The sequence below is a fragment of the Pigmentiphaga sp. MLSB6-MA01 genome, assembly GCF_058793475.1.
In genome coordinates this window covers 118007-133685 of record NZ_JBXAFV010000012.1, presented here as the reverse complement: position 1 = coordinate 133685, position 15679 = coordinate 118007, and the positions used below count along the sequence as shown (strand labels likewise).

Below are 15679 nucleotides of genomic sequence, written 5' to 3'. Positions count from 1 at the left end.
CGACGGGCCTGGAAAGCGTTAATCGATGTGCGCCTGGGTATTCTTGACCAGGGCCGCGTATTTATCCATTTCCGCGCGCACGAACTTGCCGAAGCGCTCGGGCGTCATCGGGGCGACGGCGCTGCCTTCGGCTTCGAAGCGGCTGCGCAGCTCGGGTTTCTGGGTGATGCGGTTGATGTGGCCGGCCAGCAGCTCGACGATCGCGGGCGGGGTGGCGGCCGGCGCGAAGTAACCGCCCCACAGGCTGAACTCGAAGCCGGGCAGGGTCTGGGCGACGGTCGGCACGCCGGCCAGCGCCGCGACCGGCTCGAGCGACGAGACGGCCAGCGCGCGCACGCGTCCGCCCTGGATGTGGGGCATGATCGACGAGGCGCTGGCAAAGAAGCACTGCACCTGTCCGCCGATGAGGTCGGAGATCGCTTGTCCCGCTCCCTTGTAGGGAATGTGGGTCATGTCGGTCTTCGAGCGGACCGCCATCGCCGCGGCCGCCAGGTGGCCGGGCGTCGCCGTGCCCGATGAGGCGTAGGCGACGCTGCCGGGCTTGTCCCGCGCGGCCTGCAGCAGCGCCTCGGCGCTGCGGTAGGGCGAGTTCTGCGGGACGGCCAGCACCAGCGGCGCGTTGCCGACCAGGGCGATCGCGCGCAGGTCCTTCTGGGCGTCGTAGCCCGGGTTCTTCATGGCGAAGCCGTTGATGGCGATCTCGCCGGTCTGGCCCAGCAGCAGCGTGTGGCCGTCGGGGTCGGCGCGCACGACCTGGCGGGTGCCGAGCGCGCCGCTGGCGCCGGGACGGTTCTCGACGATGACGGATTGCCCCAGGGCGTGTCCGAGGTCCTGGGACAGCAGCCGCGCGAACACGTCGCCCTGGCCGCCGGGAGCGTAGGGAACGATGACCGTGACGGGCTTGGTCGGATAGTTGCCGGCGGCGCGGCCGGCGCCGCCGGCAGCCAGCATGGCGGTGGCCGTGCCGAGCCGGACGAAGTCGCGTCGTGACAAGGAAGAGAAGGTGGTCATGGGGAGTCTCGCGATGGTTTTCTTGGTCGGGCCGGTCATTGCAGTTGAATGCCGGGCTTGGCGACGACGCCGCGCCACAGCGCCAGTTCCTTGCGCAGTTCCTGGCCGAACGCGGCGGGACTGAGCGACAGCGGCGTCGCGCCTTCGTGCCGCAGCCGCTCCTGCACGGGCGCGGCCGAGGCGGCGGCGATCACCGCCTTGTTCAGGGCCTGCACCACGGCGGGGGGCGTGGCGGCGGGGGCCAGCACGCCCCACCAGGTGGTCACGTCATAGCCTTTTACACCCGTCTCGGCCAGGGTGGGGACCTCGGGAAACAAGGCCGAGCGCTTGTCGCTGGTCACGGCCAGCAGGTTCAGCTTGTTTTCCTTGATGTGAGGCAGGATGGTCGGCACGGTCGCGAAGAACACGTCCACGCGTCCGGCCAGCAGTTCCATGCTGGCCGGGGCGCTGCCCTTGAACGGCACGTGGGTCATGGCCAGCCCTGTCTGCTGCCGGAACAGTTCGCCGGCCAGGTGGTTGATGCTGCCGGGACCGGCCGAGCAGAAGTTCAGGCCTTCGGCGCGGGCGCGCGCGGTGGCCAGCAGTTGCGGCACCGTCGCCGCGCCGAGCTGCTTGCTGGTCACCAACAGCAGGGGGCCGCGGCCGATCATGGCGACCGGGGCGAAGTCGCGTTCCGGATCGTAGGGCAGCTTGGGCTCGAACGCGGCGTTGGTGGCGAAGGTCGAGGTCGCGAACAGCACGGTGTAGCCGTCCGGCCGCGCCTTGGCGACCGCGTTGGCGCCCATGGAACCGCCGCCGCCGCCGCGGTTTTCCACGACCACGGGCTGGCGCAGCTGGTCGCTCATCTGCTTGGCGATGTCGCGGGCGATGCTGTCGGTGCCGCCGCCCGCGGCGAAGGGGACCACGAGCGTGACCGGCCGCTGGGGCCAGGCATCGTCGGCCCGGGCCCAGGGGGATGCCAGCGTGCCGGCCGTCACGGCGGCGGCCAGGAGAATGAAGCGTCGCTTCATGGAAGTGCCTCCAAAAATGTTCTGGAAGGCACTCATCGGTGCCTTGCCGGCATCGTCATGCATTCTGTTCCTGCTGTAAATTGCAAAAATACTTTCAATTGATACGCTTATCGTATGAATTTCGACCTGTCCGATCTCCGGGCCTTCGTGACGGTGGCGCAACTGGCCAGCTTCCGCGCCGCGGCGCAGGCCCTGCACGTATCCCAGCCGGCGCTGTCGCGCCGGGTCGACAAGCTGGAGCAGGCGCTCGGCATGCGGCTGTTCGAGCGCAGCACGCGGAAAGTCGAGCTCAATGCCATGGGCCGTTCGTTCCTGCCCCGCGCCCAGCACGTGCTGTCGGAACTGGAAGGGGCGCTGCTGGGCATGACCGAGCTGTCCGAGCGCATACGCGGGCTGGTCACGGTGGCGTGCATCCCGTCCGCCGTGGACAACTTCGTGGCCCGGGCCGCCAGTCTTTTTCACGCCCGTTTCCCGCGCATCCGGCTGCGGGTGCTGGACCAGCCGGCGCCCGACGTGCTGCTGTCGGTCTCGCGTTCGGACGCCGATTTCGGCATCAGTTACCTGGGCACGCGCGAACCCGATCTGGAGTTCGAGGAGTTGGCCCGCGAGCCCTTCGTCCTGGCCTGCCGGCCGGATCATCCGCTGGCCCGCCGGCGGCGTGTGCGCTGGGAGGAACTGGCCGGCGTGGAGTGCATCGGCCTGGCCGCCGGCGGCGGCAACCGCCTGCTGATCGACCAGGGATTGGCGCATCTGGCCGCGCGTCCCAATTGGATAGGCGAGGTGCTGCACGTGCCGGCGCTGCTCAGCCTGATCCAGGCGGGCGTGGGCGTGGGCGCCGTGCCCAGGCACGCGCTGTCCGGATCGGCGGGCCAGGGATTGGCGAGCGTGGACCTGGTCGAGCCCGTGCTGGGCCGGCAGGTGGGCTTCATCTGGCGCCGCGGCCAGCCGGCCGCGCCCGCGGTGCAGGCCTTCCGGGATGTCATCGTCGCCGAAGCACGGGCACGGCGAGAGGATCGTACCGGAGTATGCTTGGCGGCAGCCGACCGACACACGGGGAAGACGCCATGAAGTGGCCCAGCCAGCAAGAGCCGAAAAAACCTGCGAATACCGCGGGAGGCAAGGGCGGACTGCCCGACGGCCGCAACGCGGGCAGTCCGATGTCCATGCCGCCGCGCCGCATGTGGCTGATTTTCCTGGCGGTATTGCTGGTCAACTACTTCCTGGCCCGCTACCTGTCGGGCGGCGGCGCCGACGCGCCCATCACCGTGCCGTACACGGTCTTCAAGGAAGAAGTCGCCAAGGGCAACGTCACGGCGATCTACAGCCAGGGCGAGCGCATCGAGGGCCGCTTCGTCAAGGCCGTCACCTGGCCGACGGCAACGACCGAGGCGCCCGCCAAGGCCGGCGCACAGGCCCAGCCGCCGCGCACGTCCACGACCTTCGAAAGCACGCTGCCGGTGTTCGTGGGGCCGGGCTTCGAACAGTTCTTGATCGACCACAAGGTCGAGATCAGCGCCGAGCCCATCCAGAGCGGCAATTGGCTGACCACGGTGATCTTCGGCTTCGGGCCCGCCATTTTCATCATCGCGTTCTACGTCTGGCTGTACCGGCGGGCGGCGCGGCAAGGCGGCATGGGCGGCAGCATGTTCGGGCTGGGCAAGAGCAAGGCGCGCCGCTACGACCTGGAGGGCGGCGACAAGGTCACGTTCGAGGATGTGGCCGGGATCGACGAGGCCGAGAACGAGCTGGTCGAGGTGGTCGATTTCCTGAAGAATCCCGCCAAGTACACGCGCCTGGGCGGCTCCGCCCCCAAGGGCGTGCTGCTGGTGGGCGCGCCGGGCACGGGCAAGACGCTGCTCGCCAAGGCCGTGGCGGGCGAGGCCGGCGTGCCATTCTTCTCGATGAGCGCGGCCGAGTTCGTCGAGATGATCGTGGGCGTGGGCGCGGCGCGGGTGCGCGACCTGTTCAAGCAGGCGCGCGAGCAGGCGCCGTCCATCATCTTCATCGACGAGATCGATTCCATCGGCCGCGCGCGCGGCCAGGTGGCGCTGGGCGGATCCAGCGAGCAGGAGCAGACCCTGAACCAGATCCTGACCGAGATGGACGGGTTCTCCGGGCGCGAGGGCGTCATCGTGCTGGCGGCCACCAACCAGCCCGATGTGCTGGACAAGGCCTTGCTGCGGCCGGGCCGCTTCGACCGGCGCGTGGTGGTCAACCTGCCCGACAAGAACGGCCGCGAGGCCATCCTGAAGGTCCACACGCGCAAGACGCCGCTGGCCGCGGACGTGGACCTGCCGGAGCTGGCCTCGACCACGCCGGGCCTGTCGGGCGCCGACTTGAAGAACCTGGTGAACGAGGCGGCCCTGCTGGCGGCCCGCCGGGACCAGGACCAGGTGCACCAGAAGGATTTCAACGACGCGCTGGAGAAAATCGTGCTGGGCCCCGAGCGCCCGCTGATCCTGAGCCATGCCGACCGTGAGCGGATCGCCTATCACGAGGGCGGCCACGCCATCCTGGGGCTGCTGGTGCCGGGCGCCGACCCGGTGCACCGCGTCACCATCGTGCCGCGCGGCCAGGCCCTGGGCGTGACCTACCAGCGCCCGCAGACCGATCGCTACAACTATCCCGAGGCCTATCTGCTGGCGCGCATCGTCGGCATGCTGGGCGGCCGGGCGGCCGAGGAGGTGGTCTACGGCACGCGTACCACCGGCGCGGAGAGCGACATCGAGCAGGCGACCAACCTGGCGCGCAACATGGTCATGCGCTGGGGCATGAGCGACCGGCTGGGCATGGTCCAGCTCGCGCCGCGCCAGAATCCCTATCTGGGAGGCGGGGGCGGCAGCCTGCCGTACAGCGAGGAAACGGCCCGGGCGGTGGACGACGAGGTGCAGAAACTCATCCATGGCTGCCACGATCGCGCGCTCGGCCTGCTGCGCGAACATCGTGCCCAGCTCGACGCGCTGGTGCGCGCGTTGCTGGAGCGGGAAACCCTGGACGAGAAAGAAATCCTCGCGGCGACGGGACTGCCGCCCGCGCCGCGCCTCAACGAACTGCCCGAAGGCAGCCGGCGGCGGGACGACGAAGGCAAGCTGCCGCTGCTGTGATGCGGCGGCCCGTGCCGGCGCGCGCCCGCGTCACTCTTTCTGGATGCCCGCCTTGGCGATGATCTGTGCCCACTTCTGCGATTCGGCGGCCTGGAAGCGGCGCAGCTCATCGGGCGTGCTGGTCACCAGTTCGGTGCCGGTCGGCCCGTAGAATTTCGCCGCCGTCGGAGACTTGGCCGCGGTGACCAGGAGTTGGTTGAGACGAGTGACGATCGCGTCGGAGGTGCCGGCGGGCACGTAGGCCGCGAACCAGTAGGTCGATTCATAGCCGGGAACGCCGGACTCCGAGATGGTCGGCACGTCGGGCGCGAGCGGGCTGCGGGTGGAGGTCGTGACGCCGAGCGCTTTCAGGTTGCCGCTCTTGGCCTGGGGCAGGCCGGTCGTCATGTCGGTCCACATGACCTGGATCTGGCCGCCGAGCAGGTCGGTGACGCCCATGGGATTGCTGCGGTAGGGCACCGGCACGATTTCCGTCCCCGTCGATTGCTTGAACAGTTCTCCGGCCACCCGGCTGGACGAGCTTCCGTATCCGAACGACAGCTTGCCGGCCTGGGCCTTCGCGAGGGCGATGAACTCCTTCACGTTGCTGACCGGCAGGCTGGGCGGCACGACCATGATCTGGCCGCCTTTGCCGAGCAGCGTCACCGGTTCGAAATCCTTGACGGGGTCGTAGGGCAGTTTCTTGAACAAGTGCTCGTTGGCGGCATGGGTGGTGTTGGTCGTGATGAGCACCGTGTAGCCGTCATTCTTGGCGCGGGCCACGGTCTGGGCGCCGATGAAGGAGTTGGCGCCCGGTTTGTTCTCGATCACCACGGGTTGCCCGGTCGCTTCCGAGACGGCCTGGCCGAGCGCCCGCGCGATCTGGTCGGTGGCGCTGGCGGCGGCGAAGGGCACGACGAAGGTGATGGGTTTGTCGGGAAACGTCTGGGCGCTGGCGGCCGAAGCGCCCAGCAAGGCGAGGCTGAGCACGGCAAGCTGCCGGCGGCGATGGGTGTTCATGATGTCTCCTCCTTATTGTCGATGGAAATGGGAAGCGTCAGTAGCAAGCTGGAAAGCGTCTTCCCGTGCGTGTCGAGGTTCAGCGAGTCGTTGACGCCGCCGTCGAGCACATCGTCCAGCACGAAATTCATGGCCGCCAGGCGCGGCAGCAGGTAGCGCCTGACCTGGGTCGGCGAGCGCGAAGAAAAAAGGCGGGCCACGCTGGCTTCGGTGACCTGCTCGACCAGCAGCGGCCAGTCGGCGGGGTCGTAGGCAATGACGCTGATGGATGCGCGATTGCCCTTGTCGCCGGTGCGGGCGTGAGCCAGGTGGTGCAGGGGAACGGTACGGGGAGGCGTCGTCTTGTTCATGCGGCGAACTCCCAGGTCGGCGCCAGCCAGTCGCGCGGCACCAGGCATGAGCCGCTGCCCAGCCGCGGCGTGACGGCCGTGCGCACCCCGCCGCCGCCGGCCGGCCCGCAGGTATACAGGGCCAGCACTTCGCGCGCCACCCGCTCGGCATCCTGGCGGGACGCGGCCGCCGCGGCGATGCGCAGCCGCAGGTCTTGCACCGGCGAGACCGGCACATCGGCCGCGGCCGCCCAGTGCCCATTGTCGTCGCCGAACACGCTGGTGACGCCGATGAAATCGGCGCGCATCTTCAGGTTTCCCAGGCCGAGAGCGTCCAGCCGCCTGCGCACGACGTCGGCCGCCAGCGCCGCGCGCGCCGCCGCATTGGGGCCGGCATAGGAGATTTCCCCTTCCGCCAGCCACGGGCCTTCGTAGCAAAGCGTGGCCTTGAGCGTGGCCGGCCGTGGATGGCCGCGCACGCCGGTGATCTCCACCCGGTCGCCGCCGATCTGGCGGACCTCGGCCTCGGTGATGTCGGCCACCACGTCGGGTGTCAGGTAGGCGCCGGGGTCGTGTATCTCGTACAGCAACTGCTCGATGACGGTCCGGCGATCCACGCAGCCGCCGGTGTGCTCGGCCTTGGTCACGACGAAGCGTCCGTCCTCGTGCATTTCGATGATGGGAAAGCCCAGGTCGGCGAGATCGGGGACGTCCTTGAAGCCCGGGTCGGCGAAATAGCCGCCGCATACCTGTCCGCCGCATTCAAGAATGTGTCCGGCCATGGTGCCCGCCGCCAGTCGATCCCAGTCGTCGTCGGGCCAGTCGAAATGGGCAAGCATGGGGCCGAGCGCCAACGCGGGATCGGCCACCCGGCCGGTGACCACGACCTGCGCGCCGGCCCGCAGCGCCGCGGCGATTTCGCGCGCTCCCAGGTAGGCGTTCGCGCTGACCAGGGGCCGTTCGATCGACGATTGTTCGAGCAGCGCGCGCATCTGCCCGGCGGTGAGCGCCGTCAGCAGGTCGTCGCCGTTGACGATGGCCACGCGCAGCGCGGGCAGGCCGAGGGAGGCGGCCAGCCGCTGCAGTTGCCGCGCCGCGCCGCGCGGGTTGGCCGCGCCGAAGTTGCCGACGATCGGAATGCCACCGAGCACGCAGTCGGACAGGACGGGGGCGACGAAGCGCTCCAGGGAGGGCTCCCAGCCCGAGTCCGGATTCAGCTTGCGCTGCAACTGCGCCAGCGCCAGGGTGCGTTCGGCCAGGGTCTCGAAGATCAGGGCGCGCGGCCCGTCGTGCGCCAGCAGGGTCCGGACCACGGGGACGGCCGCGTCCCAGCGGTCCCCGGAAAAGCCTGCGCCGGAGCCGATGCGCAGGCGCGGTACAGAGGACGAAGAAGAGGAAGGCATGCACACCCGGTCGTGGTCGTGGAAGCGGGTCCGGATCGGGACCTGCGGATGAGCGAGACGATAGGGGGGCGGGGAGTATTCCGGGAAATGGATTATTTGGGATAACTGATTTGAAAAACCGATTACCGGCGGCGGGTGGGCGATGGCCCGGCCTTGGGCCGGGCTCCGCGTTTTTCCCCCGGCTGCGGCCGGCGCTGCATCATGAAGGCGAGCAGCGCCTGGGCGCCGATGGACAGGCTGCGATCCCGGCGCCGGACGACGAATACCTCCCGGGTCAGCCCCGGTGTCTCGACCGGCAGCGCCGTCAGGTCCGGGCCGTCGAAGTGGAACAGCGTCAGCGCCGGCACGACGGTGATACCCAGGCCGGCCCGCACCATGCCGGCCACGGTACTCAACTGGTCCAGCTCCATCATGCCGTTCATCTTGGCCGGATGGATGGCCGCCTCGATGTGCTGGCGCACGCTGCTGTCCTGGGCGAGGTGGATGAACGGTTCGCCGCTGAGCGCCGCGAGCGTGAGCCGGCGCCGGCGCGACAGCGGATGGTCCTTGCGGCAGACCAGATAGAAGCCGTCGCGGCAGAACGGTTCGGCCTGCAGGTCCGGCCCGACCGAGCGCATCGAGGCCAGCGCGAAGTCGGCCCGGCCGCTGCGCACGAACTCGATGCAGCTCTCGGACAGGACGTCCGCGACGTCCACCTGGATGCCCGGGTATTCCTGATGGAACGCCGCCAGCACGCCGGGCATCCAGCCGGCCGCGAGCGAGGGCAGCGCGGCGACGCCGGCACGGCCGCGCCGGCCGGCGGAGTGCTCGCCCAGGTCTTCCAGCGCGTCGCGCAGGCTGGCCAGCACACGCGTCGCGCCCCCGAGGAACAAGCGGCCTTCGGGCGTCAACTCTACGCGGCGGGTGTCGCGGTCGAACAAGCGGATGCCGAGCGTGTCCTCCAGCGTCCTGATCAGGCTGCTGAACGCCGATTGCGACAAATGGCATTGTTCGGCGGCGCGCGTGAAGTTTCTGTGCTCGGCCAGCGCCGTGAAGGCCCGGACCTGGCGCGTGGAGAGATTCAGATCGGTTATCTGCATATTCGATCACTCCATCAAAAAAAAGCGATGCCCTCGATGATTGGCAAATCTTACTATCCGGTCGCTGTGGGTGGCACGACAACGCTAACGATGATGAGGAGACTTCAATGAAAAAGGCATCACTCGCGCTGACCGGCATGTCGCTGGCCGTGGCGCTGGCGGGTTGCGGCGGAGGGGACGGGGGAACGTCGGATGGCGGCGGTCCCCCGGCGCCGGGCGCGCCGAGCCTGAGGATTTCGGTGCTGGGGAATCGCGCCGATCTCGTATCCGGCGGGCAGGCGCTGGTCGAAGTCAAGGTTCCCGAGGGTTCCACCACGCGCTTCGAGCGGATCCGCATGCTGCTCAACGGCAAGGACGTGACGAGCGCGTTCGCCGTGCGCGGGAACGGCCGCTACATGGGCCGGGTGGAAGGGCTCGCCGACGGCGACAATGCGCTGGTGGCGCGGACGGACGACGGCGCGACCGCGCATCTGGCGATCAAGAACCATCCGAACGGCGGCCCCGTCATTTCCGGGGCCCAGGTCGGCTATTGGGAATGCGCGACCAAGGTCGCGGCGCCCACGCCGACCAATCCTGATCTGGGCGACGCGCTCGACGGCCAGTGCAATATCGCCGCGCCGGTATTCCGCTACCAGTACCGGACCACGGATGGCCGGTTCGCGGTCTATGACCCGGCCAACCCGCCTGCGGCGGCGCAGATCGCCAGCGCGACGACCGACGAAGGCAAGACCGTGCCCTACATCGTCCGCATCGAACGCGGCGTGGTCAACCGTGGCAAATACGACATCGCCTACCTGGCCAACCCGGCCGATCCGACCAAGGGATGGACGCCGTATGCCCGCCCCGCTTCCTGGAACGGCAAGCTGCACTGGAAGTTCGGGTCGGGCTGCGAATACAGCCGCGCCCAGGGGAATCCGGGCAGCGTTCTGGACGATGTGGCCCTGAGCCGTGGCTTCATGGTGGCATCGTCCGAGATGACGCAATACGGCACGCATTGCAACGACACGACGTCGGCCGAGACGGTGATCATGCTCAAGGAGCACATCACCGAAAACTACGGCGAGATCCGCTACACCATGGCCGACGGCAGCTCCGGCGGCGCGCACCAGCAACACCTGCACGCCTCGAACTATCCGGGCCTGCTGCAGGGGTTGATGCCTTCGGACGGGTGGCAGGATACCTGGACCACCGGCCGGGAGTTCGCCGATTGCGGGCTGCTCAAGCGGTTCTATGACGCGCGCAGGACCGCCGGGTCGCCGTTCTCCATCATGGAGAAGGCCCATATCAACGGCCATGTCTACGACCAGGTGTGCGAAGGACCGGCGAGTACCAACATGGCCTCGCGCACGCCGTTCTACCTCGACCCCACGGTGGGCGGCGCGGGCTGCGGAACGCATTGGAACGTCTGGTCGGCGGGGAACACCACGGGCATCCGCTGCACGCTGCAGGATTTCAACATCGCGGTGTTCGGGCCGCGGGACGCGACCGGCTATGCCAAGACGCCGATCGACAATATCGGCATCCTCTACGGTTTCAAGGCGGTCAACACCGGCAAGATCTCGCCCGAGCAGTTCGTGATGGTGAATGAACAGGTGGGCGGCTACGACATCAACGGCCAGTGGCAGCCGGCGCGGATGGCGGCCGATCCCGGCGCGGCGGAAATCGCGCACCAGTCCGGGCGCGTGGCGCACGGCCGGTTCCTGGGCGACGTGGCCATCATCCAGTCCATCAGCTTCAACGTGCGGGAAGAGCACTACGACTTCCGCGGTTACGTGATCCGCAACCGCATCCTGCGCGAGCACGGGGACTACGCGAACCACGTCATCTGGCGCTACAAGTCCACGCCGCCGGACTACACCGCGCGCCGGTTCGACGCGATGAACGAATGGCTGGGCAAGGTCGAGGCCGACACCTCCGGCAAGACGCTGCGGGAAAAGATCGTCGCCAACAAACCGGCCGTCGCGGCGGACGCGTGCTGGCGCGCCGATGCGGCGGCCTGGAGCACGGATGCCGACTACTGCAATACCGGCGCCGACCCGACCTCGGCATCGACCGTGGCCGGATCGGGGGCGGCGGCGGTCTATAGCCCCGGGGTGGACGAATGGCCGGTCTTCCGGGATACCCGCGTCGCGGCGGGCGAAGGCCTGGCCAGCGATATCATGAAGTGTGCCCTGAAGCCGCTGGCGCGGGCGGATTTCGCGGTGGCCTTCAGCGGTCAGCAATGGACGCGCCTGCAGGCGGTGTTCCCGAACGGCGTGTGCGACTACGGCAAGCCCGGCGCCGGCCAGGCCGCGCCCGAACCCTGGCAGAGCTTCATGGCCGGGCCTGGCGGCAAGCCGCTGGGCGCCGCGCCGGTGTCGGAGGCGGGCGAGGGGGCCTGACCCCCCCGGCGGGGCCGGCCCCGGATCCGGCGCTTGACTTTCCCATCATGGGAAGCTTGATACTGTGAAGCATCACTCCCAGTATCGCGAGGAAACCATGAATGGACAGTCAACGCCGGCGGCGGCCGGCCCGGGCAATTCGCCCGTGAGCTGGACCTTGCCCATCGAGGGCATGACCTGCGCCTCCTGCGTCGGCCGGGTCGAGCGTGCCCTGGCGCGCGTGCCCGGCGTTCGGCGGGCGAGCGTCAACCTGGCCACCGAAACGGCCGAGATCGAGGCCGATGCTCCGGTGGAAGCCGCGACGCTGCGCGCGGCGGTCGAGCAGGCCGGCTACGAGGTGCCCGCCGAATCGGTGGACCTGAGCATAGGCGGCATGACTTGCGCCTCGTGCGTGGCGCGGGTGGAGAAGGCCCTGGCCCGGGTGCCCGGCGTGGCCGGCGCCGAAGTCAACCTCGCCACCGAGACGGCGCGTGTCTCGCTCGTGTCCAGGGTCGATCCGGCCACGCTGATCGCCGCGGTGGAAAAGGCGGGGTACGAGGCGCGCCTGCCCGCGCAATCCACTCCGGCCGCCGCCGCGGTTTCCGCTGGCCTGCCGTCGTGGTGGCCGATCGCCCTGGCGACGGTGCTTTCCCTGCCGCTGGTCGTGCCCATGGTGCTGATGCCCTTCGGCGTCCACTGGATGCCCAATGGCTGGGTGCAGTGGGCGCTGGCGACGCCGGTGCAGTTCTGGCTGGGCGCGCGCTTCTATCGCGGTGCCTGGAAGGCCTTGAAGGCGCGTACCGGCAACATGGATCTATTGGTGGCGCTCGGCACCAGCGCCGCCTACGGCCTGAGCGTCTACCAACTGCTGCGCCATGGCGCCCACGGGGCCACGCATCTGTACTTCGAAGCCTCGGCGGTGGTGATTACGCTGGTCCTGTTGGGCAAGTGGCTGGAGACCCGCGCCAAGCGGCAGACCACCGAGGCGATCCGCGCGCTGAACGCCTTGCGGCCCGAGGTGGCGCGCGTCCGGCGCGAAGGCGGCGAGATCGAGATGCCGGTCGCGTCGGTGCATCCTGGCGACCTCGTCGTGGTGCGCCCGGGCGAGCGCGTGCCGGTGGACGGCGAAGTGGTCGAGGGGGCCAGCCAGGTCGACGAGTCGCTCATCACCGGCGAGAGCCTGCCGGTGGACAAGCAGCACGGCGATCGCGTCACCGGCGGCTCGGTCAATGCAGAAGGCCTGCTGGTGGTCCGCACCACCGCCGTCGGCGCCGAGTCGGTGCTGGCCCGCATCGTGCGGCTGGTCGAGTCGGCACAGGCCAAGAAGGCGCCGATCCAGCGGTTGGTGGACCGGGTGAGCGAAGTGTTCGTGCCCGTGATCGTCGTCATCGCCATCGTGACCCTGCTGGCCTGGGGCGGGGCGACCGGCGATTGGGAACTGGCCATCCTCAATGCGGTGGCGGTCCTGGTCATTGCCTGCCCGTGCGCGCTGGGGCTGGCCACGCCCACGGCCATCATGGCCGGGACCGGCGTGGCGGCGCGCCACGGCATCCTGATCAAGGATGCCGAAGCGCTGGAAGTGGCGCACAACGTCAAGGTCGTCGCGTTCGACAAGACCGGAACGCTGACCGAAGGCAAGCCTGAACTGATCGCCGCCGAGCCGGCGCAGGGCGAGCGTCGCGACCTGCTGGCCGCCAGCGCCGCCTTGCAGGCGGGCAGCGAACACCCGCTGGCGCGCGCCGTCATGGCCGAGGCGCGGCGCGAGGGGATCGCGGTGCCGGCCGCCACCCAGGCGCGGGCGGTGGCCGGGCGCGGCATGGCGGCGTCGGTGGAAGGCCGCGAGCTGCGCCTGGGCAGCGGCCGCTACATGCAGGAGCTGGGTGTCGAGATCGCGCCGCTGGCGCAGCGGGCCGCGGCGCTGCAGGCCGAGGGGCGCACCGTGTCCTGGGTCGCCAGCGTGAGCGGGCAACCGGTGCTGCTGGGCCTGCTGGCCTTCGGCGATACGCTCAAGCCGACTTCGGAGGCGGCAGTGGCCTCGCTGCGTGCGCAAGGCATACGCAGCGTGCTGCTGACCGGCGACAACGCCGGCGCCGCGCGCGCCATCGGCCAGGCGCTGGGCGTGGACGACGTGCGCGCGGAGGTGCTGCCCGAGCACAAGGCCGAAGCCATCGCCGCGCTGCGCGCCGAAGGCCATGTGGTGGCGATGGTGGGCGACGGCATCAACGATGCGCCGGCGCTGGCGGCCGCGGACGTGGGCATCGCCATGTCGACCGGCACCGACGTGGCCATGCATGCCGCGGGCGTCACGCTCATGCGCGGCGATCCCGCGCTGGTCGGGGACGCGATCGACATCTCCCGGCGCACCTACGCCAAGATCCGCCAGAACCTGTTCTGGGCCTTCATCTACAACGTGGTCGGCGTGCCGCTGGCGGCCCTGGGCCTGCTCAGTCCGGTCCTGGCCGGCGCGGCGATGGCGCTGAGCAGTGTCAGCGTGGTCTCCAACGCCTTGCTGCTGCGGCGGTGGAAGGGCCGGGCCTGACGGCGCGGGTTCAACATTACACAAACGTAATCTTCGGGTCAGGCTGGGGTGGGAGGCCGCTGGCTAGAGTGGCGGCCTGACCGGATTCATCGGATATCGCATGCACACCAAGACCTCAAGGCGGACGTTCGTCACCGCCCTGGCCGCCGGCGGCGCGCTGGGCGCGCTGGGACTCTGGCGCAGGCCCGTCTGGGCGGCCATCGGGCCGGGCGCCCCCCACGTGCTGGCCGGCACCGAGTTCGACCTGCAGATCGGCGAGACGCCAGTGAATTTCACCGGCAGCCCGCGCACCGCGATGACCGTGAACGGCGGCATACCGGGGCCGCTCCTGCGCTGGCGCGAAGGCGACACCGTCACCTTGCGCGTGCGCAACAAGCTGCGGGAGTCCACGTCCATCCATTGGCACGGCATCCTGCTGCCCGCCAACATGGACGGCGTGCCCGGGCTGAGCTTCGAAGGCATCGCGCCCGACGGCATGTACGTCTACACCTTCAAGGTGCGCCAGAACGGCACCTACTGGTACCACAGCCATTCGGGATTCCAGGAGCAGGCGGGCGTCTACGGGCCGCTGATCATCGACGCCAGGGAGCCGGAACCGTTCGCCTACGACCGCGAGTACGTCGTGATGCTGTCGGACTGGACCGACGAGGATCCGGCGCGGCTGATGCGCACGTTGAAGAAAAAGTCCGACTACTACAACTTCCACAAGCGCACCGTCGGCGACTTTTTCCGGGATGTCCGGGAGAAGGGCTGGTCGGCCACGATCGCGGACCGGAAGATGTGGGCCGAGATGCGGATGAACCCGACCGACATCGCCGACGTCGGCGGGTACACCTATACCTATCTGCTGAATGGACAGGCACCGGACGGCGGCTGGACGGGCCTGTTCAAGCCGGGTGAACGCCTGCGCCTGCGCTTCATCAACGGGTCGGCCATGACGTATTTCGACGTCCGCATCCCCGGCTTGAAGATGACGGTGGTGGCGGCCGACGGACAGCACGTCAAGCCCGTCGCGGTCGACGAATTCCGCATCGCGGTGGCCGAGACCTACGACGTGATCGTCGAGCCTTCCAGGGACGAGGCCTACACCATCTTCGCCCAGTCCATGGACCGCACGGGGTATGCGCGCGGCACCCTGGCCGTGCGCGAGGGCCTGCATGCGCCGGTGCCCGACATGGATCCGCGGCCGATCCTGGCCATGGAGGACATGGGCATGGATCACAGCAGCATGGCCGGCATGGATCATGGTGGCATGGCCGGGATGGACCACGGCCAGATGCAAGGCATGGACCATGGGCAGGGGGCCTCGGGCGGCATGCAGTCCCATCCCGCGTCGGAGAAGAACAATCCCCTGGTCGACATGCAGACGATGAGCCCCGCGCCCAAGCTGGACGACCCCGGCATGGGCCTGCGGAACAACGGCCGCCGCGTGTTGGCCTACGCCGACCTGCGCAGCACCTTCGAGGATCCCGACGGACGCGCGCCAGGCCGGACCATAGAGCTGCACCTGACCGGCCACATGGAGAAATTCGCCTGGTCGTTCGACGGCATCAAGTTCTCGGACGCCAGGCCGGTGCTGCTGAAGTACGGCGAGCGGGTCAGGATCGTGCTCGTGAACGACACCATGATGACCCATCCCATCCACCTGCATGGACTATGGAGCGACCTGGAGGACGAGAACGGCAATTTCATGGTGCGCAAGCACACCATCGATATGCCGCCGGGGTCGCGGCGCAGCTACCGGGTGACCGCCGACGCGCTCGGGCGTTGGGCCTATCACTGCCACCTCCTGTATCACATGGAAGCCGGCATGTTCCGCGAAGTCCGGGTGCAAGAGTAAAGGGG

Annotated in this window: 11 protein-coding genes; 5 read left to right on the top strand and 6 right to left on the bottom strand. The window is 69.1% G+C overall.

What is annotated here, in order from left to right:
- Positions 1–18 precede the first annotated feature (18 nt).
- On the bottom strand, positions 19–1011 hold the full coding sequence (locus tag AC1Q6E_RS19785) for a Bug family tripartite tricarboxylate transporter substrate binding protein (protein WP_492573376.1): 993 nt from the start codon (positions 1009–1011) through the stop codon (positions 19–21).
- Positions 1012–1046: 35 nt separating this feature from the next.
- A complete protein-coding gene (locus tag AC1Q6E_RS19780; RefSeq protein WP_296556113.1) occupies positions 1047–2021 on the bottom strand; it encodes a tripartite tricarboxylate transporter substrate binding protein in 975 nt (324 codons plus the stop codon).
- Positions 2022–2135: 114 nt separating this feature from the next.
- Between AC1Q6E_RS19780 and AC1Q6E_RS19775 the strand changes: the two genes are divergently transcribed.
- Both AC1Q6E_RS19775 and ftsH read left to right on the top strand, forming a co-directional pair.
- Positions 2136–3089 (top strand): LysR family transcriptional regulator, encoded by a 954-nt coding sequence (locus AC1Q6E_RS19775; protein WP_492573375.1) that lies wholly within the window; start codon positions 2136–2138, stop codon positions 3087–3089.
- The gene (ftsH, locus tag AC1Q6E_RS19770) at positions 3086–5125 is read left to right on the top strand and encodes an ATP-dependent zinc metalloprotease FtsH (RefSeq protein WP_296556114.1); all 2040 of its coding nucleotides are present in this window, start codon (positions 3086–3088) and stop codon (positions 5123–5125) included. The genes AC1Q6E_RS19775 and ftsH overlap by 4 nt, the downstream gene beginning before the upstream one ends.
- A gap of 30 nt (positions 5126–5155) precedes the next feature.
- On the opposite strand, the gene AC1Q6E_RS19765 is transcribed toward ftsH, so the two are convergent.
- The 4 genes from AC1Q6E_RS19765 to AC1Q6E_RS19750 form a co-directional block, all read right to left on the bottom strand.
- Positions 5156–6124, bottom strand: coding sequence for a Bug family tripartite tricarboxylate transporter substrate binding protein (locus tag AC1Q6E_RS19765; protein ID WP_152797166.1), 969 nt, complete (start codon positions 6122–6124; stop codon positions 5156–5158).
- The gene (locus AC1Q6E_RS19760; protein ID WP_152797164.1) at positions 6121–6474 is read right to left on the bottom strand and encodes an AtuA-related protein; all 354 of its coding nucleotides are present in this window, start codon (positions 6472–6474) and stop codon (positions 6121–6123) included. Before AC1Q6E_RS19760 ends, AC1Q6E_RS19765 begins: the two co-directional genes overlap by 4 nt.
- Entirely contained in the window at positions 6471–7856 is a 1386-nt protein-coding gene (locus tag AC1Q6E_RS19755) for an acyclic terpene utilization AtuA family protein (RefSeq protein WP_296556115.1), read from the bottom strand. The genes AC1Q6E_RS19760 and AC1Q6E_RS19755 overlap by 4 nt, the downstream gene beginning before the upstream one ends.
- A 122-nt stretch (positions 7857–7978) precedes the next feature.
- The gene (locus AC1Q6E_RS19750; protein ID WP_296556116.1) at positions 7979–8935 is read right to left on the bottom strand and encodes a LysR family transcriptional regulator; all 957 of its coding nucleotides are present in this window, start codon (positions 8933–8935) and stop codon (positions 7979–7981) included.
- Between the two features lie 107 nt (positions 8936–9042).
- On the opposite strand from AC1Q6E_RS19750, the gene AC1Q6E_RS19745 reads away from it, so the two are divergent.
- The 3 genes from AC1Q6E_RS19745 to AC1Q6E_RS19735 all read left to right on the top strand — a co-directional run bounded on the left by AC1Q6E_RS19745 (position 9043) and on the right by AC1Q6E_RS19735 (position 15674).
- Positions 9043–11316 (top strand): DUF6351 family protein, encoded by a 2274-nt coding sequence (locus AC1Q6E_RS19745; RefSeq protein WP_492573374.1) that lies wholly within the window; start codon positions 9043–9045, stop codon positions 11314–11316.
- 97 nt (positions 11317–11413) lie between these two features.
- Entirely contained in the window at positions 11414–13834 is a 2421-nt protein-coding gene (locus tag AC1Q6E_RS19740; RefSeq protein WP_492573373.1) for a heavy metal translocating P-type ATPase, read from the top strand.
- Between the two features lie 100 nt (positions 13835–13934).
- A complete protein-coding gene (locus AC1Q6E_RS19735) occupies positions 13935–15674 on the top strand; it encodes a copper resistance system multicopper oxidase (protein WP_492573372.1) in 1740 nt (579 codons plus the stop codon).
- Positions 15675–15679: the final 5 nt, after the last annotated feature.